We start from the raw sequence: 23504 nt of genomic DNA on the forward strand, positions 1-23504 counted from the left end.
ATACTTAGATTAAAAACAAATATACAAATTAAAGATTAAAAAAAGAGCTGCATATTATGCAACTCTTCTAATCTATTATTATACTTTCGGTATTAAATATTAATTGTCATATCCTGGATTTGCAACAATTGGGCTGTTAGCCAAATCTGTTTCGCTTCTTGGAATTGGGAATGCGTTAAGATTAACGTCTGTACTAGCCCCTGCCGGTCTTGGAACAGCATCACCCCATCTTCTTAAATCCCACTGACGTAGACCTTCACCTAAAAGTTCTTTCATTCTTTCAGCTTTCAACATAGTCATATCAACACTTGTTGCTGCAGGAAGCCCACGGTTTGTTACGATCATGTTGTAGTAAGTTAAGGCTTTTGCTGGATCACCTCCGTTCAATTCAGCCTCAACACCGTTTAGAAGAATTTCTTCATAACGTAACATCTTGATATTATCTGCACCAACACCTTGGGTATATTTACCAATACCGTTCGCGTTAGAGTTGAAAGATAGATATCTTTGACCACCTGAAGTTGTAATGAAAGTTCTTCTCACATCTGTCGGAGCATAAGCAGCCAAAGTACTTGCGTTCACTACAATATTCCCATAACCGTTAGGATTAAGTCTCTGTCTGTAAGAGTTCGTAGATAATGAGGCGTTGATCCCTACTGCCAATTCGAAAATTGAGTTAGGAGCGGCTCCATTCAAAGAAAATCTAAATGTTTCCTGCAACAATGATGCGGATGGTACACTATATTTTCCAGAATTAACGATATCGTTAGTAAACGCTCTAACTTTACCGTAATCTCCTTTATATAAATAAAATCTTGAAGCTATACCTTTAACCGCATTAATTGTAAGCTCTGTTTTAGTTACATTATTTACGGATCCGTTTGCAGTCATTAACTGTAGGGCTCTATTGAAGTCAGATTCAATTTGAGTTTCTGTTTCTGCTATGGTTGCTCGAGGCATTATTGCCTTTGGATCATACTTCAATGGCAATACTATACCCAATGTACCACCTGTATATTTTTGACCATATAATCTATGTGCATCAAAGAATCCCATTGCTCTCAAGGCATATGCCTGCCCTTGGGCATATCTTGCATCCTGACGGTCTAAATCGCTTCCCTTTATTGTAGACATATCCGTATTGATAAGAATATTGGCCTTAGCAATCAAAGTATAGATTTGCGAATATGTACCCACAGCATACGTATCATTAGAAAGCATGGTATAATTCATTACATTTTGGTAATAACCCCCTGCTAAATTACTGATCATTTCGTCCGATCTTACTTCACCATAGGCAAGAAAGTCTGCACCATAGTAAGTATTTGCTCTTAAAGAAACATATCCCCCTTTAACAAACGCCTCTACCTCATTTAAGGTTGTCAACGGCGCTTGCTGTATCTCTTGGTAAAACTCTCTGTTAACAAAGTCGTCTGAACATGAACCTGCTGTAATTGCAAGCCCAATTGAAAGTAATCCTATTTTTATTGTTTTATTCATTTTCATATAATTTTAAAAAGACATATTAACACCAAACAAGAATGATTTTAATACTGGTAAAGCTAAGTTTGTGTAACCTGATACGTTGGTTTCAGGATCAAATTTCAATCGGTCATCAAATCTGTGAGTCCATGCATTGTTTGCCATTACATAAACCTGGAAAGAGTTTAAACCACTACCTGTTAATAATCCTTTATCAAAAGTGTAGCCAAGTCTGGCGTTGCTCAATCTGATGAAATCAGCATCGTATAAGAATCTTGTAGACGCTGAGTTTGATCTCTTATTTCCGTTAATGATTGGCTTAGGATTACTAGCAGTTGTATTGGTTGGTGTCCAATAATCCCCCATGACATCTCCATAACCTGGATAATTAAGGGTGTATTGACCGTCACTGTATGTATAGGATGCCCAATCGTCATAAATCTTGCCTCCTATTCCAAAAGTAAACTGTAAATCTAGATCAAATCCTTTATAAGAAAGGTTTGTGTTGGCCCCTCCATACAAATCACTTATAAATGAACCCTGAACCTCTTGCTGAGCTAAGTTATAATTATTTGTTGTTTCACCGTCAATTCCGTTAATAAACCAAAGTGGGTCTCCATTAGCAGCATCTACACCTGCCCATTTTCTTAGGTAGAATGTACGTACTCCTTCACCTACTCTTAGTGTAGTAGTCCCGGTATTTACTGTACCGCCATATAGCTCAGTAATTTCATTTTCTAATGTGGACACGTTAGCACCTACAGACCAGTTGATTTGGTTTCTATCTCCTCTAAAGATATCTGCTTTAAGTGTAAACTCATATCCTTTATTAACCAAGGTACCCACATTATCTACATAATTCACCAACCCTTGTGCTCTGGACAAAGGAAGATTATAAATTAGATCCTTAGTTTCCTTGTTAAAGTATTCAGCAGAAAGAGTCACACGGTTTCTAAAGAATCCTAAATCTAAACCAATGTTTAATGGATTAACAGTTTCCCAAGATAAATTCGGATTAAAGACCCTGTTATAAGTTGCTCCAGCAGTATCATCGTAATTAGCTAAGAAACTGTAAGTAGCATATGGGTTTGCAGAAACTTGATTTCCTAACTTTCCATAAGATGCTCGCAACTTCATTAGGGAAATTTGATCAATTTCTCTAATAGCATTAAGTCGTGCTAAATCAACGCCCACACCAACAGACCAAAAATCTCCAGCTTTTTTTCCAGGAAGAAACTGAGACAATACGTCTCTTCTGTATGATCCGTCGACCAACACAAGTTTGTCATAATCATAATGTGCAGTAACTGCATAACCGTATCTCGATGAAATATCAAGTGTACCGCTATAGCCATACGGAACTACAAAATTAGACAAAGTCGTCAATTCTGGTGAACCTACGGTAATACCCGTTGCACTTAAGAATTTTCTGTCGGATTTATAAGCTTCCTGGATCAAAGATGCTCCTACATTATGCATTCCGAATTTTTTAGAGTAATCTAAAATATTCTGGATGTTAAAGTTGAAATATCTGTTTACAGAAGTTCGTTGATATCCACCATAAGCATAACCATCACCATGAACAGGATTCCAGTAAGTATCTTCTTCTACACTGATATATTCCGGAGCAAACACTAATCTGTAGGTGAGATTATCGATAATTTCGTATTGCGCACCTAAGTTAGCAAATGCTCTTAGTGAACCGGCTTCATTATAATTATTTTCCAAAAGATAGCCTGGATTGAACATGTTATTACTCAGCCTGCTATTACTTGGACTAAAATACCAAGATCCGTCCGGATTTCTTGCAGGATCAGTCGGTCTGTTAAAATATTGAGCCAACATTGGGTTAGCAAATCCGCCTCCTTCTCCTAAGGTTCTGGTTTTACCATGAGAAATCTGAAAATCTGTGGTTAATTTCAACTTCTCCGTGGCCTGGTATCCTAATTTTGTACTATAAGACAATCTCTTGAAGAAAGAATTCCTCACAATACTGTTTTGGTCAAACATGTTAGCTGAGGCATAATAAGTAAACTTATCACTACCGCCAGACATGCTAAAATCAGCATTTTGTTGGTACCCATCTTTTCTAACTAAATCTGCCCAATTAGTATCAGCTTCTGATCTAAAGATAGAAAGCACCGTAGCATTATTAAAAACGCCAGCAGTATATTCTTCAACTGTATTGCTTGTACCTCTTAAATTATTTAATCCATCTTTCAAATACTCTTTATACTCTGCAGCAGTTAACCCTCGATGAGATTTAACTGCTTGTTGGTTAAAACCAGTATTGAAAGATAGATTGAATCTTGGCTTTCCTCTTTTACCAGATTTTGTTGTAATTACAATAACCCCGGCTCCTGCGTCAGCTCCATATACTGCAGTAGAAACAGCATCTTTCAGTACCGTTATATTCTCAATATCATCTGGATTCATATTCGCGAGTATATTCGCAGTCGTATTATTGGTAGTCAAGTCACCATTAGCTACGCGCACCCCGTCTACAATATAAATAGGAGATGTAACGCCATTTATTGAAGAAATACCACGAACTCTAACATTCGAAAATCCACCCGGCTGACCAGAAGCAGCCCCAGTTTGAACACCAGCCACTCTACCCTGTAGCATTTTATCAACCGATGCAACTGGAACGTCATCAATTGATTCTGCAGACATGGTACTAATAGAACCTGTCATTTCTTGAACCGTTTTCTTCTGGCCAAATCCAACTACAACTACCTCATCTATATTAGTTGTTTTCAGAGAATCTTTCTGTGCCATTACTGCCTGTCCCGTAAAAAATAATACGCCGGCAGTTAACACCTTTAATTTCACATTCATATTAACACTATTTTTAATTGAACGCAAATATGTTAATAAATATTAATATAACCAAAATTTTTTGTTAAATACATACTAAACCAGTACTAAATTATTGCTGTAAATCCATATCATTTACAATAAAACCAATAACAATAAGCGTTCTCGTTACATCATAGATTATTTAGAATAATTACAAATTAAAGCTTGAAACAAAAAAACCTGCTTAAAAGCAGGTTTTTATCATATCCGAAGCAGTTATTTCAGTTTTTTCTTAACAGCTACTTCTTCATAAACTTCTAAGATGTCGCCAACTTCTATATCATTATAGCCTTTGATGTTCAGACCACATTCATATCCTTTGGTTACTTCTTTTACATCGTCTTTAAAACGCTTAAGACTTTCAAGCTCACCATCAAATTTCACGATGCCGTCACGCAGCAAGCGTATTTTTGAATTTCTGGTCACCTTTCCGGTTAAGACCATACATCCAGCGATAGATCCTACTTTGGAAATCTTGAACACTTCACGAATCTCTACATTACCAATCACCTGCTCTTTGATTTCCGGTGATAACATACCTTCCATCGCTTCCTTCACCTCATCAATCGCGGCATAGATGACCGAATAGGTACGGATTTCGATTTCTTCTTTATCTGCGAGGTCTTTCGCGTTTACGCCAGCTCTTACGTTAAAGCCAATCATAATCGCATCTGAAGCCGCCGCTAAAAGCACATCAGATTCCGTAATCTGCCCTACGCCTTTGTGAATGATGTTCACGCTGATTTCCGGAGTGGAAAGTCGCTGTAGCTGATCCGAAAGGGCTTCCACAGAACCATCCACGTCACCCTTAAGGATGATATTAAGTTCTTTGAAGTCACCGAGTGCAATCCTACGGCCCAGTTCATCCAATGTAAGGTGTTTTTTGGTTCTGATAGACTGCTCGCGCTGAAGCTGTTCGCGCTTGGTGGCGATTGTTTTCGCTTCTCTTTCATCTTCATACACCCGGAATTTGTCTCCGGCTGTGGGTGCCCCATCAAGTCCTAAAATAGTTACAGGGATCGACGGACCTGCGGTTTCCAGCGGTTTGCCTCGCTCATCAAGCATGGCTTTTACTTTACCGTGGTTTTTACCGGCAAGTACATAGTCGCCTACCCTTAAAGTTCCGCTTTGTACCAAGATAGTCGAGATGTAGCCTCTACCTTTATCCAGAGACGCTTCAATTACAACGCCTTGCGCTTTCTTATTTGGATTTGCTTTAAGCTCAAGCATTTCTGCCTGAAGCAACACTTTATCAAGAAGTGCTTCCATATTATTACCAAACTTGGCCGATACTTCTTGTGACTGTACATTGCCGCCCCATTCTTCCACTAAAACATTCATTGATGAAAGTTGCTGACGGATGTTATCTGGGTTGGAGTTTGGTTTATCCACCTTGTTCAGTGCGATAATCATCGGAACTCCCGCTGCCTGAGCGTGTGAAATGGCTTCTTTGGTTTGGGGCATCACATCATCATCAGCGGCGATTACGATAATCGCAATATCGGTGATCTGTGCACCACGTGCCCGCATCGCGGTAAATGCCTCGTGCCCCGGAGTATCGAGGAAGGTAATACGCTGCCCATTCTCTAACTGTACGTTATATGCACCAATGTGCTGGGTAATACCACCGGATTCGCCGGCGATAACGTTAGTTTTCCTGATATAATCGAGCAAGGAGGTTTTCCCGTGGTCAACGTGTCCCATTACAGTAACAATAGGTGCGCGGGTTACCAAATCCTCTTCATTATCCACATCATCTTCGATGGCAGATTCCTCAAGGTCTGCATCAGAGAATTCAATTTTATAACCGAACTCATCCGCTACGAGTAAGAGGGTATCTGCTTCCAGACGCTGATTCATGGTTACCATTACACCGAGTGAGAAACATGCAGAAATCACTTCGGTAGGACTCACGTTCATCAAACTTGCAAGTTCGCCTACGGTGATAAATTCCGTCACCTTCAGTGTTCTGTCTGCTGCATCTATTTCCTGCTGCAGTTCGTCTTGCTCGCGACGGAAAACTCTTTTCTCTTTTCTATATTTCGCCCCTTTGTTCTTGCCTCCTTTATTGGTAAGCTTCTCGAGGTTTCTTTGATTTGATTTTTTACCTGCTCGTCGGTTAATTCCACCGGCATGGTAGGTGCGCCACGTCGGCCACCGCCTTTTTTATTGGCGTTGTTGCCACCCTGGTAGCCAGGTCTGTTGCCCTGCTGACCACCGGGGCGATTGCCGCCCTGCCCTTGCGGACGGTTGCCCTGGCCCTGATTGTTGTTACCAGCAGTTCCTGGGGTACCTGGTTTTTCAATGCGTTTTCTTTTCTTTTTTGCCGCTGCACTGCTTGATGGTTTTTTATCGAACTGCGAAAGATCTACTTTTTCTTTCAAGATTTTAACACCATCCAGTTTTTGGTAAACGGTTTCAATTTTTTCGGGTTCGTTAGACTCGGGAGCTTTTGGTGCTTCTGCCGCAGCTGGTGCTGTTTCCACCGGAGCTTCAGTTTTTGGCGCAGGCGGAACCACCACTGGCTCAGCCGGTTTTTGTTCGGTAACTGGTGGCTGCTCTTTTTTAACTGCACGCGGCTTGTTACCTTCGATCTGGGAGAGATCAATCTTATCCAGCACTTTGAAGCCTGGTTTTTCGGCAGCTACAGGAGTAACCGGAGCGGTTTCCTGCTGAGGTTTAGCTTCTGGTTCAGGTTGTTTTTCCTGTGGGATTTCCGGCTTCTTAGGCTCCAGATCTATCTTGCCCAAAACTTTTGTTTCAGGTCTTGCGGTGTTTCTTGCCCTGATGATTTCGGGCTTAGACGGTTCGATCTCCAGTTTTTCTTCCGGAACTTTAATCATCACCACTTCGTGGGAAGCTTTGCGCTGCTCACCGTCTTTTGCGAACTCCGCCTTCAGTGCAGAATATGCCGATTCTTCCAATTGAGCGTTCGGATTACTTTCTACCTCGAATCCTTTGGACTGTAGAAATTCTACCAGCCTAGACATCGAAATATTAAATTCCTTGACCGCTTTGTTTAATCTAATTTTGGGCATGTAAGATTTATACTTTTGTTTTATTTTTTTGTAAAGTTAACGTATTTTAACGTTACGTTGTTATTTTGAAGCTTAGTCTTCAAATTCTTCTTTCAAAATCTGCTTCACATCTTCAATGGTTTCTTCTTCAAGATCTACCATTTTAAGCAGTGCATCGGTATCTTTATCAAGGACGCTCTTGGCCGTGGTGAGTCCTACTTTTTCGAACTCATCAATGATCCACTGGTCGATATCGCCTTCATCAGTACCGGCAAATTCTTTCAGTTCCACATCATCATCTTCGCTGGCTTCTCTGTACACATCAATTTCGTAGCCGCTAAGCCAAGAGGCCAATCGAATGTTCTGCCCCTGCTTACCGATCACACGGGAAATTTCTTCAACTGGTGTATATACGAGCGCATACTGCGTTTCTTCGTTAATCTCGATCTTGTTCACCGTGATATTGCCTAAGGCTCTTTTCACCATGATCTCTGGGTTTTTGGACCACTGAATGACATCAATGTTCTCGTTCTTCAACTCACGTACTACGCCATGAATTCTGGATCCTTTCACACCAACGCAAGCACCTACCGGATCTATACGGTCATCATATGCATCTACGGCGATTTTTGCTTTCTCGCCCGGGATCCGCACTACTTTTTTCAGCATGATGGTACCATCCTGAATCTCCGGAATCTCCAGTTCGAGGAGTTTCTCAAGGAATTTCGGCGCGGTTCTCGAAACAATAATCTGTGGCTTTGCTCCTTTGAAATCTACACTTTCTACGATAGCGCGCACGTTTTCTCCTTTCTTAAAGAAATCGGAGGGGATTTGGTTTTCTTTCGGTAAGATGAACTCGTTATCTTCATCATCCAGCAAAATCACATGTTTGTGACGGATGTGATGTACTTCTCCTACAACAATTTCGCCAATCTTATCGCGGAACTGTTCGTACAGCATGGCATTGTTATGCTCTTGCAGTTTGGTGGCCAAGATTTGCTTCAAGGTAAGGATGCTTCTTCTGCCCAACTGCTCGATAGGGATCTCCACGGTATAATCTTCACCTACTTCAAAAGTCGGGTCTATTTTCTTGGCTTCTGAGATTTCGATTTCAAGGTCGTCATCTTCAGACATGTCGTCTTCTACGATGGTTTTGTTCAGAAATATTTGAAAATCACCTTTGTCGGGGTTTACAATTACGTCGAAATGATCATCGGAGTCGAATCTTTTTCTAAGTAAAGTTTTCAGGGCGTCTTCAATAATCGCCATCAGGTCAATCTTACTGATGCTTTTTTCTTCCTTGAAATCGCCAAATGCTTCAATCAGTGCTAAACCGTCCATATATATAAATGATAAGTGATGAGGCTGCGCCAGGCAGATCCATCTTTTAGTTAATTAAAATTTTATTGTTACCAGTGCTTTTTTTATTTCTGAATAGGGAATCTCGCGGTCTTCCACAACATCTACCTTTCCTTTTCCTATTTCTTTCGGTTTCCTGTATTTCATTATGAGGGTAATTTTCTCTTCATCTACCGAAGCAAGTTCGCCCTCAACCTGTGTATCATCTGTCAACAGAATATCCAGTTCTCTGCCGATATTCTTCCGAAACTGGCGTGGCGTTTTCAGCGGCTCACTAAGGCCAGCGCTCATTACCTGTAAAGAAAAATCGTGCTCTTCGCGATCCATATTAAACTCAATGGCGCGGCTGGCATCCAGACAATCCTGAAGCGTCACCCCCTGATCCCCGTCGAGAATGACGGTAATATCATCGGCAGCAGAAAATTTTAAATCAATCAGGAATAAATCCTCTCTTTCACTGAGGAAGGCCTGCAGCAGTTCCTCTATTTTGTTCCTAAATTCCATATTTTAATTTGAGTTACGAAAAAAGGCATTCTTGCGAAGGCCTTTTCATGTGTATCCGTAAATCCGGTGCAAATATACATTTTTTTTGATAAAAGCACAAATCCCCCGACAAATCAATCATATACAAACCACCTTAGTGCAGTAAATTATTATATTTGCAGGCTAAAACTTCAGACATTGAATATTACAATCGTTGGGACAGGTTATGTAGGCCTGGTAACCGGAACTACGTTGGCAGAATTGGGGAATACCGTTTACTGCGTGGATATTGACCGGCAGAAGGTTGAAAACATGAAAAAAGGCATCGTACCCATCTACGAGCCCGGCCTTGAGGAAATGTTCCTGCGCAACATACAGGCAGAACGGTTGTTTTTCACTACGGACCTGAAAGAAGCTCTTGATAAAAGCGAAGTCATTTATCTGGCCCTGCCAACGCCACCGGGCGAAGACGGTTCTGCAGACCTTTCTTACGTATTGCAGGTAGCCAACCAAATTGGTGACTGGATGAGCGAGTATAAAGTAATCGTGAATAAATCTACCGTTCCTGTAGGTACCGCGGAAACAGTAAAAGCCACCATCGCAGGAAAAACTCAAGTCCCGTTCGATGTAGTTTCAAACCCAGAATTTCTGCGTGAAGGTTTTGCTGTAGAAGACTCGATGAATCCCGCCCGCGTGATCGTAGGCAGCGAATCGGAACGTGCCCGCGAGATTATGGCCAAAATTTACCAGCCTTTTACCAACACCGGCATCCCAATTATCTTCATGGATGAAAAATCCTCGGAACTTACCAAGTATGCCGCAAACTCTTTCCTTGCTGTAAAAATCACCTTCATGAACGAAATCGCCAACTACTGCGAAAAAGTAGGCGCCGATGTTGACAAAGTGAGGCTTGGGATGGGCTCCGACGACCGCATTGGGCACCGCTTTCTGTTCCCGGGAATCGGTTACGGCGGCAGCTGTTTCCCTAAGGATGTAAAAGCACTCATAAAATCTGGCCTGCAGGAAGACTTTGATTTTCAACTATTGGAAGCGACTGAAAAAGTGAACCAACAACAGAAAATCATTCTTGTCTCAGAAATTGAAAAATACTTTAACGGAGATATAAAGAATAAAAACATTGCGATATGGGGACTTGCTTTTAAAGCCAATACCGATGACATCCGCGAGGCCTCCTCACTGGATAACATCCGGCTTTTGCTCGAAAAGGGCGCAAACATCACCGCATATGACGCCATAGCTGAAGAGAACGTACGAAACCTGCTTGGCGAAAAAATTTCTTACGCTAAAGACATGTACTCGGCCTTGGAAAATGCGGATTGCCTGTTGATTGCGACGGAATGGAGCGAATTCAAGAACCCAAATTTCGAAATGATGGCCGGCAAAATGCGCCACAAAGCCATATTTGATGGTCGGAATATGTTCGCGCTGGAGCAGGTGGAAGACTCTGGCTTCTACTATAAATCTATCGGCCGCCGAACCATCAGCTAACCACTGATCCCTGATAAAACACACACACAAATCTTGAAACTGAATTTATTTACCCGGGTGATCTTCGCCTGTTTGCTGGCCTTTACAGTAAGCAGCCTGGTTTATTTTGCCTTCGGGAATATCTATTCAGCAGAGATCCTTCGTTTCAGCGAGTTTCAACAGCAGTTTAATGCCGGGGTGTACCAATACCGAATACTGGGCCCAACTCTGCTTATTTGGCTGCACGACTTCTTATCTACATTAAATATTGATTATCAATTATTTAAATTTAAATTCTTCAGTCCGGAGGCCGAACCGCAGATGATGCTGTCTTTTTATCTGCTAAATACATTCTTCCTGATCCTTGCTGCGATAATGATGGTTTTAATCTTAGAAAACCGCCATATCATCGCTACTTCTGCTGAGAAAACGCTGTTACTTGCCGTCTTGATATTTACCGCAGGATTTTCACAGTTTGTGCTGGTACCTTATGATATGACGGGATTGTTTTTCATGTTGCTTTTCATATTTTATCTATTACGATTCTCTGAAAAAAACTCAGCGCCCCGTTTATTAATTCTGCTTGGCATCATAGCTGTTTCTACGTTGAACAGGGAGTCTTCGGCGATTTGTATTTCTTTGGCAGCAACCATGCTATATCAAATCCATGGATTAAAAAAACAAACAATTTGGCCTGTTGCGTGGCTGGCCATTGCTTTTGTTGCAGTTTACGCGGGGGTACGGCTGCTGAACCAAAACTTCACTACAAATGACGGCGACTTGCTCACACAGAACTTCACGGAAGCAAAAAATCTTTTAGGCTTACTGTTTTGGCTGGTATTTTTCCTTTTTTCGATATTTTTAGCAAAAGACCGCAACACAGCAGGGCAGATCTGTCTGTTCCATCTATTGTGTGCGCCTTATATCATCATGTGTTTTTATGGCGGTATCATTTATGAAATTCGGTTGTATGTGCCTTTGTTCGTAGCTTCACTTGTACTGGCGCGTCTTGAATTTTCGCGTGTATCAATTAATTAATCTATTTTTGAGTTAAAATTTTAAAATTTTATGAGCGAAACTCCGCAGCAATGGACAGAAACTATTGAAGCACGCCATTCACTCTTCGACCTGAAACTTCGTGAAGTATGGCGTTACCGCGACTTGGTCTACATGTTCGTGAAGCGCGATTTTGTGGCCGGATTTAAACAGACCATCCTAGGCCCGCTGTGGTTTTTCATCAACCCGATCCTTACTACCATCGTTTATCTGGTCATCTTCGGAAACATCGCGAACCTCTCTACAGACGGCGTTCCGAAAATTCTTTTCTATCTGGCCGGCGTTACCCTTTGGAATTATTTTTCAAGTTGCCTCACCGGAACTTCAAATGTCTTCACAGGCAATGCGGCAATCTTCGGTAAAGTGTATTTTCCGCGGCTCGTGATGCCGCTCACGATCGTGATCTCCAATCTGATGCGCTTTGGCGTACAGTTTCTGCTGTTTTTAATTGTTTTTATTTATTATTTAATTCAGGGTGAAGTGCAGCCAAATCTTTGGATTTTGGCGACACCTCTCTTAATATTTTTAATGGGTTGCTTCGCACTTGGGATGGGGATGATCTTTTCATCACTCACCACAAAATACCGCGACCTGCAAATGCTTTTAGGCTTCGGCGTAAGTCTTTATATGTACGCGACACCCGTGGTTTACCCGCTTTCAGCACTCTCTGGAGTGTGGAAAAAACTGGCCTACTACAATCCGCTAACCGGAATCTTTGAGTGTTTCAAGTATGGCTGGCTTGGGTCCGGAGATTTTTCACCCGCTCTTTTGGGCATCAGTTCAGCCATTATTTTTGCATTATTAGCTCTCGGGACGGTGGTTTTCAATAAGGTTGAGAAAAGCTTCATGGACACTGTGTAAAGAGCTAGGGAAAAAGTAAAAAGAGTAAAGTATTTGGTTTAAAATTTAAACACATTTGAACCAGCTGCACTACGTTAAATCACAATAGAACTAAAAAAGAATGCTTGCATTAAAAGCTGAAAATATCTCAAAACAATACCGTCTCGGCCAGGTCGGGACCGGCACGCTTTCGCATGACCTCAACCGTTTTTGGCACCAATTGCGGGGCAAGGAAGATCCGTATTTAAAGATTGGCGAGGCCAATGACCGCAGTACAAAGGGCGACTCGGAATATGTGTGGTCGCTGCGCGACATCAATTTTGAGATTGAACAGGGCGACGCTGTCGGCATCATCGGGCGTAACGGTGCGGGAAAATCGACGCTACTGAAACTTTTAAGTAAAGTCACCAAACCTACCACGGGAAAAATATATACAAATGGCCGCATCGCCTCACTACTCGAAGTGGGCACAGGTTTTCACCCCGAAATGACAGGTCGCGAAAACATCTACCTCAACGGCGCCATCCTGGGGATGACCCGAAAGGAAATCATGCGAAAATTCGATGAAATCGTAGATTTTTCAGGTGTTGAAAGGTATATTGACACGCCGGTAAAAAGATACTCTTCCGGAATGTATGTACGCCTGGCATTTGCGGTGGCGGCGCATCTGGAGTCGGAAATCCTGATTGTTGATGAAGTTCTGGCTGTAGGCGATGCCGAATTCCAGAAAAAATGCCTGGGCAAAATGGGCGTTGTGAGTAAGGGCGAAGGTAGGACGGTGCTTTTTGTGAGTCATAATATGGCAGCCGTGAAAAACTTATGTGATACTGGGATACTTTTAAAAAACGGACTCATAAAAACCCATGGGAATATGGATCAAGTCCTGAACACCTATGACTTGGAGTTTGTATCACAAGACAAAATCTTTGAGGTAAAATACGAAATACAACACAATCTGGAAATGCAGCTTCTACATGTAAACCTTGAAAGACCTACTGAACACAGCAGACTGTTTACTGATGATAGTTTAATTTTTAATTTTCAGGTTGATGTAAGAGTCCCGGTGCCTAAGGCCTACATTACTTTAGACATTAAAGATCAGAATGATGAATTGGTTTATTGGACTGCCGATTACCCAACAGAACGCTTTTTAAAAAATACTGCGGGCAAATTTAATTTAAAATGTACCTTGCCGTCATCTTTGTTGACCAGTGGATTTTATACCGCAACATGTGCCATTTACTCACCATATTCAAATAAAGTAATTCATAACGAACCAGAATCTAAAATAAGATTTGAAATTGAAGAGGGCGAAAGTTCGTTTCTTCATCAATTTGGGATTTCGCGCCCTGGAAAAACCGGGATGGAAAGCCGATGGGCAAGCACCGAAATACTATGATATCAATTGTAACAGCTTATTACAACAGAAAAAAACTGTTTAGAAGAACACTGTTAAGTATAAAGCACCAACAGGTGGACTATAGTTTTGAGGTTATTGCTGTAGATGATGGAAGCGATGATGAGGAAAGGCTGGAAGACCTGGTTGTGGAATTTCCATTCTTAAAAGTCATCCGCCTCGAAAAGAATAACAAATGGTATCACAACTCGTGCATACCATTCAACATTGGTTTCAAAGCTGCCAAAGGTGATAAAATAATCATTCAAAACCCTGAATGTCTGCATTTTGGGAATATCTTGGATTATACAGATAACCATTTAGATGAGCAGAATTATTTAAGTTTTGGCTGTTTTTCTTTAGACGAGGATATCACGGAAAATTATGAGAAATTTTCTACAGAATATTTAAATAAAACGATTTCCGAAAATTCGCACACTATAGAAAAAGACGGTGCATTGGGCTGGTACAACCATTCCGTTTACAGACCGAAGGCGTATCATTTTTGTACAGCAATTTCGAAAAAAAATCTACAGCAATTACACGGTTTTGATGAGCGGTTTGCTTTTGGGATTGCGTATGACGATGATGAATTTATCGAAAGAGTGAGACAGAAATTAAGAGTAGACTTTGTGGATCACGTAGTTGCTTTTCATCAAAACCATTACCATCCCTCGTCCACCTCATATCAGAACCGGGCTAACATTGAACTCCTGTATAAAAAAAATGCTTTTCTAGCGAAGAAACGAAATATGCATCTTAACCCAACCAGTTTCTCAAGACATCTTCCTGTTTCGCTAAAGAAACCATTTCTCTACCTAGAGTTAAAAATGGAAAGTTTGATACGAATATTACAAAAAAAATGAAAATTTCTGTCATCGTTCCTTGTTACAATCAGGCGGAGTATTTAGATGAGTGCCTACAATCCGTATTAAATCAAACGGATATGAACTGGGAGTGTATTATTGTAAACGACGGAAGTCTTGATAACACGCATGAAGTCGCAAAAAAATGGCTGGCAAAAGATGATAGATTCAAATATTTTAAAAAAGACAACGGCGGCGTAGCGTCAGCACGGAATTTTGGCATTAGCAAAACAGAGGCTGAATGGATTTTGCCCCTGGATGCAGATGACAAGATTGCAGAAAATTATCTTGAAAAAGCCATCGAAAGTATTAAAAAAGGATATAAAATCATTTATTGTAAGGCCGAGTTTTTTGGGGAAACTACACTTCCTTTCCATCTTAAAAACTATAGCTACAAGCAACTTCTGAAAGAAAATTTAATCTTCGTATCAGCGTTTTTCAGGAAACAAGATTGGGAAAAAGTAAATGGCTATGATGAAACTTTTACTTTTGGATATGAAGACTGGGAATTCTGGATTAAACTATTAAAAGACATACCGGATGAAGAAGTGCTCAGACTAGATTTCACAGGCTTTTTCTACAGAAGAAAGGAAATGTCCCGCGACATCTGGATTAATAAGAACAAACTTGAAAAACAAAGGACGCTTGCTGATATTTACTACAAACACGCAGAAATCTATCATAAGAATTTTGGCGTTTACCATGATTTAATTAACAGCAACGAAGAATTAAGGTACGAACGCGACGAATTAAAGAAGAAAACTGATACGCTGCTGCGAAAAATTCGAAAGAACAGCATTTCAAAATTGCTATTCAAACTGATCGAAAAACTATAATGCTCTCCATCATCATCTCCTCATACCAGCCCCATTACTTCTCTGCGCTTGAAAAAAATATCGCGGAAACAATTGGCGTACCGTATGAGCTGATTAAAATTGACAACCCCGGATTAATGGGTATTTGCGAAGCCTACAACAAAGGAGCGAAACAGGCAAAAAACCCGTTTCTGCTATTTGTACACGAAGATGTGGAGTTTACAACTCACCATTGGGGCGAAAATCTCATCAAGCATCTCAAAAAACCGAACACAGGTGTTGTCGGGCTAGCCGGAAGCGTGTATGTACCGAATGTACCGTTCGCGTGGTGGGATAATTTAAGTGACCGCCGAATACATTTAAAACAGTATCAAGATGAAGAATTTTTGGAGGAGTTCCGGCTTTCCCAGACCGAAAATTGCTACGCTCTTGATGGGGTCTTTCTTGCCTGTCGAACAGATGTCTGGAAACAGATTAAGTTTAGTAAAAAAATTAAAGGTTTCCATGCTTATGATGTGGATTTTTCAGTTAGAGTTAGCTATTTTTATCAGAATATTGTGGTTACAGACATTGCGTTAAAACATTTTTCACTTGGAAAACCAGATACACAGTGGTGGCGCGATATGTTAAAAGTGAGAAAACATTTCAAGAAGCCTCCCAACCAGAAAATTGATAAAAAAAAAGAACTGAGGTATTATGTTTTCTTGAATTCTAATATGTTGAAATTCTATCCGGAAAAAAGGAAACTGGTCTTACTAAAATATTGCAAGCCGCAATATATCGGTTATAAGGCTGCATTAAAAAACTTTGTAGAACTCTTAGCCAAATAATGCTCTCCATCATCATCTCCTCATACCAGCCCCATTACTTTTCTGCGCTTGAAAAAAATATTGCGGAAACCGTTGGCGTACCGTATGAACTGATTAAAGTTGATAACCCTGATCTGATGAGTATTTGCGAGGCCTACAATCTCGGTGCAGCAAAAGCGAGATTTGAGAATATGCTATTTCTACATGAAGATGTAGAATTTCGTACGCAAAACTGGGGCGAAATTGTGGTTAATTATTTAAGGAAAAGAAACATTGGCATAATCGGCGTTCTGGGGAGTGATTATGTGCCGAACGTTCCTTTTGCCTGGTGGAATTTGTTTGAAAACAATTTCAGCCACTACACACAATATGAAAACGGCACTTTAATCGGCGACTATAATCTAACTGAAAATAAAAAAGCATCGGTCATCGACGGTGTTTTCATGGCGGTACGAAAGGAGGTGTTTAACGAATTCCGGTTTAATGACAAAATTTCTGGATTCCATGGCTACGACGTTGTTTTTTCGTTAAATGTTGTAGCTAAGTATCAAAATATCGTAATCTCAAATATAAAAATTGCGCACTTTTCATACGCCGTAAATTCGCTGAACCGCGAGTGGATGGACACGCTGATCCACTCCCGAAAATTTTATTCGGTTCCCCGCGGACAACAAATCAATAAAAAAAAAGAAGTGTTTTCATTTTTGAAGTTTTACGCTTACCTCAAACAATTTAGTTATCCGAAAACAAAAATCATAGTTTATTTGCTTAAATATTCTAAATTTTCCACTTTGGGTTTTCGCGGTCTTTTGAAGTCTTCAAAACTTATATTTAAAGAAATACTTGCCTAATGGTTCAACTCTCCATCATCGTCCTCGCTTACAACCACCAGGATTTCATTGGAAAAAATCTTGACGGAATTTTCATGCAGGACTTCCAGGGAGAAATCGAACTGATCATTTGTAATGACGCGTCCACCGATGATACCGACTCGGTTATCCGCCAGAAAATCGCGGAGGCGCCTGCCAATTTCAATGTTAAATATTTCAGTCATCCGCAAAATATTGGCGCCACACCCAACTTTTATTTTGCTCTAAAACAAGCTACGGGCAAGTATCTCGCGTTCTGTGAAGGTGATGACTACTGGACGGATCCCGAAAAACTTTCTGTACAAACCAGCTTTCTGGATCAGAATCCGAACTGTGCCCTCACTTTTCATCAGGTGACCAACGTTTCGCCACATCCTGAATATGACGGTAAGATTTTCGCGCCTGTGGAAGACCGCGAATATTCAGCAGAGGAAATCTACCGTCACTGGACCATACACACGGCTTCGGTGGTGATGCGGCGCGATGTGTTGGAGTCTGAAGCCTTTAAAAAAACACTTCAGGATCCGAAGTTGCTTTATTTTGACACGATTCTGTTTTTAGCCGCTTCCACCACAGGAAAACTGTACGGAATCAGTCGGACAATGTCAGCTTACCGAAGGCATGAACAGGGAATTTCGTTTGGCTTCAATTTAAATAAAGACTTGGTTCACAATATTTTAGATCAGACCATTGGGAACTACCATCGTGGTAAAATTAAAAGTATTGCAGACTGGCAGATTTTCACGCGCAGCAGAATTGGCTATCAGTCAGCGCTGAAAAACCGCGACTTTACAACCGCTTTCAAGTTTATCATCTGGATTTTAAAAAAATATAAGATCCTGAGAATTTATTTAATGAAGAAATGGCAGCAAAAATAGCTTTTCTCAGCAGCCAGCCGCTAGATGATCGGCGACACTGGTCCGGAACGATGTTCAAGATGTACGAAGCTTTGCAGGAGCAGGGTTTTGAGATTATCTGGGTGCCAACCGCTACATTTTCGGCTTCGGAAGAAAAGGTTTTTTCTTTTATTCAAAAAACGTATGAACGTGTTTTCAGACGCAGGTTCAATACGCACCATTTTGTGTTAAAGGCATTTCTCGCCTCCAAAAAGACTGAAAAAGCACTTCAAAAAATTGATTTTGACCTGCTTTTTTCGCCTACCTATCTCAACGAAATCGCCTTTTTAAAAATCAATAAACCGATCATCTACCTGAATGACGGAACTTTTAATAAACTGATAGGGTACAATCCGGGGTTTATGGGAATAGGCTGGCTCTCCAAAAAAATCACGCGTCTTCTTGAGGAAAAAGCCTTGAAAAATTCAACTCATCTCATTTTTTCTTCGGAATGGGCCGCGGACGATGCGCACAAAACGTACGGAATCCCTACCGAAAAGATTTCCGTCGTTAAGTTTGGCGCCAATCTCGGCGTACCGGAAGTTCCACTGCATGAAAAAAATTATTCCGAACCGCTGAATGTGCTTTTTTCAGGTGTCGGTTGGGAACGTAAAGGTGGAGATATTGCCCTCGAAGCCATCAAAATTCTGCATAAAAAAGGTTATTGTCTGAAATTTAAAATTATGGGCTGCACGCCTGATGTGGATGAAGATTTTGTGGAAATTATTCCGTTTTTAAATAAAAATAAGCCCGAAGAATTAGCTGAAATAGAACGTCATCTTGCCGAAGCACACCTGATGTTCGTGCCGACACGCACCGACTGTTCGCCGATTGCTTTTTGCGAAGCGGCCGGTTTTGCAATTCCTGTCCTGAGCACCAATACAGGCGGTGTTTCGTCCATCGTAGAAGACGGCAGAACTGGTTTTTTGTTACCGGAAAAAGCGTCTGCGCAAGACTATGCCAACCTCATAGAACGCGAAATCCTGCCCAATCCTGACCGCTTGAAACAAATGTCTGAAAACGCGCGCCGAAAATATGACGAAGAACTGAACTGGAAGATTTGGGGTGACAGAATGAAATCGATATTCACCGGAATTTCAGAAAAATATACGCAGATAATTCCTTAGGCCCAGTTTTCGGAAAATCCAAAACCGACTGTAACCATTGAGCTGCGCGATGGAATTGAAATTTCTTGCCGCGGTTTTCTTCGCTTCGCGCGGAATATCATATTTAAGCAATTCACTGAAATACAGCAGTGTCCCTTTCGGATTGTTTTCCATCAGCTTCCTGTAGTTGCTTGATAATCCTTCCGGCTGATACTCGCAGTGGCAAATGACCTCGTCAAAATATAGCATTTTATGATGTTGTGCGATTCTGAACCAAACCATTGATTCAGTTACGAATTTTTCACCCTTAAAAACTGGAAACGGAAAATTTTTAAGAATGTCGGTCCGATAAACTTCTGCAAGGTCAACCGCAATACCATATTGATATCTAATCTGCACTGGCGTGCAGACCTTTTGATCAAAGGGAAGATTGACAGTTTTATTGCCTACAGATTTTTTTCCGCATACACCGGCCAGCCCTGGTTGTAGGTTGCGGCAAAATTTTAAAATGATCGTCAGCGCATCAGCAGGCAGCCAGTCATCGCTGTCAACAATATAGAAAAATTCTCCGCAAGCTTCCTTCACACCCAGATTGATCGCTGCATGCTTACCCTGATTCTGCTGCCAAAAGTACCGGATGGGGAAATGTGCAGTGGAAGCAAACTCAGAAACTACGCTTTTAGTTTCATCGGCCGAACCGTCGTCTGCGATGAGCCATTCAAAATCATGGAAATCGAGTTGCATCAAACTCCCGAAAAGCCGGGGAAGCAAATGTGCACGGTTGTAGGTAGGTGTGAAGATGGTGAATTTCATGTATGTACAAATTTAGTTACTTTTACCCTCTGTATGAAAAAAACTATTCTGTTCGAAGTCGATTTTAAAGACTGGGCTTTTTACTTCATGGTGAAATCATGGTCGCTTAAATTAGCTGATGAGTATGATTGCTACTATGTGTGTAACGAAGCTTACCGCATCAAAGAAGTGAAAAAAAGGGGTTCGGTTCAGATCTTTCTGTGGAACCTGCTTGCGGCGATCCGTCTTTTTTCCCTTAAAATATTCTCGTGCGACAAGCGCAAGGTGCAGTTCATCCATCCGTCCGGCAACTACTCTTTTCCGCGATATACAAAAAACCTAGTCGTTCCCTTCGAAGATGAAAGCCGTGAGATTGAAAAAGTGAACTTTGATTTTTTGGTTTCAATGGCTTATTTTTTCCAATACAGCTCAGACATTCCGTTTAAAGGAACAAAGAATTTAGTTGGTATTTTCAATGACTGCTTTCCGCATCTTGGTCCGGCATACGACATCAAGACAAAAACCGATGTCAACGCGCTATCCCGTGGCGAATTTTTTGAGCGCTATCTGAAACATTATGATTTTTTGCTGCTTGCCAATGATAATCTAATCAATGCGTACAAAGAATACACACATAACTTGGAATTTGCGCTCGGCATTTACAAAGAGGAATGTTTCGGCGTTAAGAAAATAAAAAGTGAAATATTCACATTAGGCTGGACCGGAAACCCCCACCGCCCCGTGAAAGGTTTTTTCGAGGTCATCGAGCCGGCCGTGGAAAAAGTTCTCGCTACTGGACGACAGGTTCGCCTGAAAACTTCGTTTAATGCTTCTTATGAAGAAATGATCGAGTTCTATAATGACGTAGATCTTGCGGTGATAGCGTCAAGTGGTGACGGCGCACCCACGATGTTCTGTGAAGCCTGCCTTTCGCATATCCCTTCTGTTTCTACATTTATTGGTTTACCTTCAATGGTTATTCAGGATGGTGTAAATGGAATCTTCATCAACCGTGATATAGATGAAATGGCCAACGCGATTATTTATCTGTACGATAACCGTGATGTTCTGGAAGCTTTTTCAAAAAGGATAAAGCACGATTATTGCGAAATCATGATCAATGAGAAAAACATCGCAAAGATCCGTAATGTGCTTAAAAAGCTGAGCTGAGAAACAGATTATGTGCTCATCTCTCCCGATTTTCCGGGTAACGGTTCATTTAATGCCAAAGTTTCACAATGTGCTTTTTTCAGGAAATAATTTAATTTTAAAACTCAGATGAATTCATCACCTCTAATGGATCCAAAAGTCTCCATCATTGCAACTTTCTACAACTCAGTTTCATTGGGAAATTTTGTGCACAAGGCAATGGAATCGCTGCTTAGCCAAACTTATACAAACCTTGAATTGATCTGTGTAAATGATGGATCGAAGGATGACACACTCGCACAGCTGAAAACCTATGCAGCAAAAGATCCCAGAATTGTAATCATCGACAAACCGAACGAAGGCACTGCCCAATATGCGAAAGCGGCCGGGCAGGATGCCGCCACTGGTGAACTGATAATGCTTTTTGACCATGATGATCTTTTGTCGCCCAACGCCGTCGCGGAAGCCGTTGACACCTTCCAAAAAAACCCGGAACTGGACATGGTGGGAATGATCGTGAAGACCGTTTATCCGGATGGGAAAATTAAAAATATCCACTCATTGCATTTTTCGCTCCAGAATGAGGCAGATTACAAGCCCCTTCAAATCAGTGGTGAAGACGCTCTTAGACTTACAATCGGGCGTTATGACTTTCATTTCCGTGGTCTGTACCGGCGCGATATCTTTAAAAAAGTTTCATTTCGATTTACGGAAAAACTGCTCAACGCCGACGAGATCGTAGAGCGGCTGATTCTGCAAAATGTTTCCGCCATCGGCTCCTGCAGCGGGATTTACACCCATTTCGTGCACCCGGATTCTTCGGCCAAAGCGTTTAACATAAAGAAAACAGATCTGGTGGCAACAGATATGTACATGCGGCGTTTTGCCAGAAAAAACGGCATTTACAAGGAACGTGAAGCAGTTTTTGAACTGGTTGCCTACAAAAATTTGATCGATGCCATGAAAGCTTTCCGACATTTCCGGAAAAACTTGCCGCCAGAGGAGCGTGAGCGCCAGGAACTGCGGCTACAAAAGGCTTTTAGCGAAATTGAAAGGGCAATACTCTTCAAAAATTTCTCCGGCTTTGTGAAGCGTTTCCATCAGGTTTTACTGTCGAATTTCAATTTGTTCAGCCTGTACTATACTTTCAAAAAATAATCAGCGGTAATACATCCACCGGAAAAGCCGTACGGCGATCTGTGGCGGTAGCATCAGCTTTAGCGACTTTTTTTTCACGGAAGCACTGAAACTGCCACTGAAATAATCGGTAAAACGCAGATTTGGATACTTTTGGTAAAGTTTAAAGCTGTAAAGCCACTCATCGGAGTCCTGTTTCGCCTTCCAGTTCATCACCAGAGTCATCGTTTTATAGTTCACGATATGGGCGCGGATTAGATTCCGGATTTCGTTATCTTTAACGGTTTTTAGTTCAGTGGCGAAATGGCCGATAATCGTAGCCCAGTTATCGAAATGCCGACGGTTTCTGTTGTGAATTACCGATTTTTCGTGCAAAACATAAGTGTATGTCAGCTCTTTGGTGATCGCAATTTTCTTAAGTTTCAGCATCATATGAAACGTCCAGAGTTCGTCCTGCGCATAAAGACCCGGCACAAACCAAATTTCGTTCTGGCGTATAAAATCCGTCAAAATCAGTTTGTTAACAGCATAGGTCACCAGTTCGCCGCGCGCAAATGCCGTCATTACCGCCACATTTCCTTCGATTATTTCGTGCGGAGACGTAAGTGGTATACAGATAGATCTTTGGCCGGTCTGCAGCTGCTGACATTCCAGCTGTGCAACCGTCATTTCAGCCTCGGTTTTCTCCGCGATATCTACCAGAAGTTCGATGCAGTTGGGTTTTAGGTAGTCGTCACTGTCCAGAAAAAAAAGGTATTTACCGGTCGCAGTTTCAATTCCTTTGTTGCGAACTACTGACAGTCCGGAATTCTGGTCTAAATGAGAGATCTGCCAGTTTTGCAGTTGGTGTTTTTGAATAAAATCTTTTGCAATACGCACGCTGTCATCAGGCGTTTGGTCATTGATCAGCGAAACTTCAATATTTTTATAAGTTTGCGTCCGCACAGATTCCAGACATTTTAAAATAAAATCTTCACAACGGAAAACCGGAATCGAAATGGTGACTAATGGAGGCATTTAAAGTGATATTTTGCCAAAAATACTTAAATATATTTTCAAATCATTAGTTTTGTCTGCACCGC

At 41.3% G+C, this 23504-nt stretch carries 18 protein-coding genes and 1 pseudogene; 12 read left to right on the forward strand and 7 right to left on the reverse strand.

Annotated elements, in window-relative coordinates:
• Positions 1 to 99 precede the first annotated feature (99 nt).
• The 5 genes and pseudogenes from CO230_RS10760 to rimP all read right to left on the reverse strand — a co-directional run bounded on the left by CO230_RS10760 (position 100) and on the right by rimP (position 9224).
• Complete coding sequence (locus CO230_RS10760; RefSeq protein ID WP_228438138.1) at positions 100 to 1500, reverse strand: RagB/SusD family nutrient uptake outer membrane protein; 1401 nt, start codon at positions 1498 to 1500, stop codon at positions 100 to 102.
• Between the two features lie 12 nt (positions 1501 to 1512).
• Positions 1513 to 4323, reverse strand: coding sequence for a SusC/RagA family TonB-linked outer membrane protein (locus tag CO230_RS10765; protein WP_122028598.1), 2811 nt, complete (start codon positions 4321 to 4323; stop codon positions 1513 to 1515).
• Positions 4324 to 4560: 237 nt separating this feature from the next.
• Positions 4561 to 7382 (reverse strand): annotated as a pseudogene (infB, locus tag CO230_RS10770) (translation initiation factor IF-2).
• A gap of 72 nt (positions 7383 to 7454) precedes the next feature.
• Positions 7455 to 8702: a transcription termination factor NusA gene (gene nusA, locus CO230_RS10775; protein ID WP_122028599.1), complete on the reverse strand. Its 1248-nt coding sequence runs from the start codon at positions 8700 to 8702 to the stop codon at positions 7455 to 7457.
• Positions 8703 to 8756: 54 nt separating this feature from the next.
• Positions 8757 to 9224, reverse strand: a complete 468-nt coding sequence (gene rimP, locus CO230_RS10780) for a ribosome assembly cofactor RimP (RefSeq protein ID WP_122028600.1) — start codon at positions 9222 to 9224, stop codon at positions 8757 to 8759.
• 177 nt (positions 9225 to 9401) lie between these two features.
• On the opposite strand from rimP, the gene CO230_RS10785 reads away from it, so the two are divergent.
• From CO230_RS10785 to CO230_RS10830, 10 genes are all read left to right on the forward strand, one after another.
• On the forward strand, positions 9402 to 10712 hold the full coding sequence (locus CO230_RS10785; RefSeq protein WP_122028601.1) for a UDP-glucose dehydrogenase family protein: 1311 nt from the start codon (positions 9402 to 9404) through the stop codon (positions 10710 to 10712).
• A gap of 33 nt (positions 10713 to 10745) precedes the next feature.
• Complete coding sequence (locus tag CO230_RS10790; RefSeq protein WP_162990029.1) at positions 10746 to 11729, forward strand: hypothetical protein; 984 nt, start codon at positions 10746 to 10748, stop codon at positions 11727 to 11729.
• 30 nt (positions 11730 to 11759) lie between these two features.
• Positions 11760 to 12608 carry an ABC transporter permease gene (locus tag CO230_RS10795; RefSeq protein ID WP_122028603.1) on the forward strand — a complete coding sequence of 283 codons (849 nt, stop codon included), beginning with the start codon at positions 11760 to 11762 and terminating at the stop codon, positions 12606 to 12608.
• 100 nt (positions 12609 to 12708) lie between these two features.
• Positions 12709 to 13986, forward strand: a complete 1278-nt coding sequence (locus CO230_RS12490) for a polysaccharide ABC transporter ATP-binding protein (RefSeq protein ID WP_228438139.1) — start codon at positions 12709 to 12711, stop codon at positions 13984 to 13986.
• Complete coding sequence (locus CO230_RS10805; protein ID WP_162990030.1) at positions 13983 to 14849, forward strand: glycosyltransferase family 2 protein; 867 nt, start codon at positions 13983 to 13985, stop codon at positions 14847 to 14849. The genes CO230_RS12490 and CO230_RS10805 overlap by 4 nt, the downstream gene beginning before the upstream one ends.
• Positions 14846 to 15685: a glycosyltransferase family 2 protein gene (locus tag CO230_RS10810; RefSeq protein ID WP_122028605.1), complete on the forward strand. Its 840-nt coding sequence runs from the start codon at positions 14846 to 14848 to the stop codon at positions 15683 to 15685. The genes CO230_RS10805 and CO230_RS10810 overlap by 4 nt, the downstream gene beginning before the upstream one ends.
• A complete protein-coding gene (locus CO230_RS10815; RefSeq protein ID WP_122028606.1) occupies positions 15685 to 16494 on the forward strand; it encodes a glycosyltransferase in 810 nt (269 codons plus the stop codon). Before CO230_RS10810 ends, CO230_RS10815 begins: the two co-directional genes overlap by 1 nt.
• The gene (locus CO230_RS10820; protein WP_122028607.1) at positions 16494 to 17324 is read left to right on the forward strand and encodes a glycosyltransferase; all 831 of its coding nucleotides are present in this window, start codon (positions 16494 to 16496) and stop codon (positions 17322 to 17324) included. Before CO230_RS10815 ends, CO230_RS10820 begins: the two co-directional genes overlap by 1 nt.
• Entirely contained in the window at positions 17324 to 18220 is an 897-nt protein-coding gene (locus CO230_RS10825; protein ID WP_122028608.1) for a glycosyltransferase family 2 protein, read from the forward strand. The genes CO230_RS10820 and CO230_RS10825 overlap by 1 nt, the downstream gene beginning before the upstream one ends.
• The gene (locus CO230_RS10830; protein ID WP_122028609.1) at positions 18205 to 19365 is read left to right on the forward strand and encodes a glycosyltransferase family 4 protein; all 1161 of its coding nucleotides are present in this window, start codon (positions 18205 to 18207) and stop codon (positions 19363 to 19365) included. Before CO230_RS10825 ends, CO230_RS10830 begins: the two co-directional genes overlap by 16 nt.
• On the opposite strand, the gene CO230_RS10835 is transcribed toward CO230_RS10830, so the two are convergent.
• On the reverse strand, positions 19336 to 20157 hold the full coding sequence (locus CO230_RS10835; protein ID WP_122028965.1) for a glycosyltransferase family 2 protein: 822 nt from the start codon (positions 20155 to 20157) through the stop codon (positions 19336 to 19338). The two genes, CO230_RS10830 and CO230_RS10835, sit on opposite strands and share 30 nt — an antisense overlap.
• A 33-nt stretch (positions 20158 to 20190) precedes the next feature.
• Here CO230_RS10835 and CO230_RS10840 point away from each other — a divergent pair, with 33 nt between their 5' ends.
• Positions 20191 to 21306: a glycosyltransferase gene (locus CO230_RS10840; RefSeq protein ID WP_162990031.1), complete on the forward strand. Its 1116-nt coding sequence runs from the start codon at positions 20191 to 20193 to the stop codon at positions 21304 to 21306.
• A gap of 108 nt (positions 21307 to 21414) precedes the next feature.
• Positions 21415 to 22443, forward strand: a complete 1029-nt coding sequence (locus CO230_RS10845) for a glycosyltransferase family 2 protein (protein WP_122028611.1) — start codon at positions 21415 to 21417, stop codon at positions 22441 to 22443.
• Here the strand turns inward: CO230_RS10845 and CO230_RS10850 are convergent, their stop codons facing one another.
• Positions 22444 to 23439, reverse strand: coding sequence for a glycosyltransferase (locus CO230_RS10850; RefSeq protein WP_122028612.1), 996 nt, complete (start codon positions 23437 to 23439; stop codon positions 22444 to 22446).
• Positions 23440 to 23504: the final 65 nt, after the last annotated feature.

The organism is Chryseobacterium sp. 6424, from assembly GCF_003692615.1.
Taxonomy (GTDB): domain Bacteria; phylum Bacteroidota; class Bacteroidia; order Flavobacteriales; family Weeksellaceae; genus Kaistella.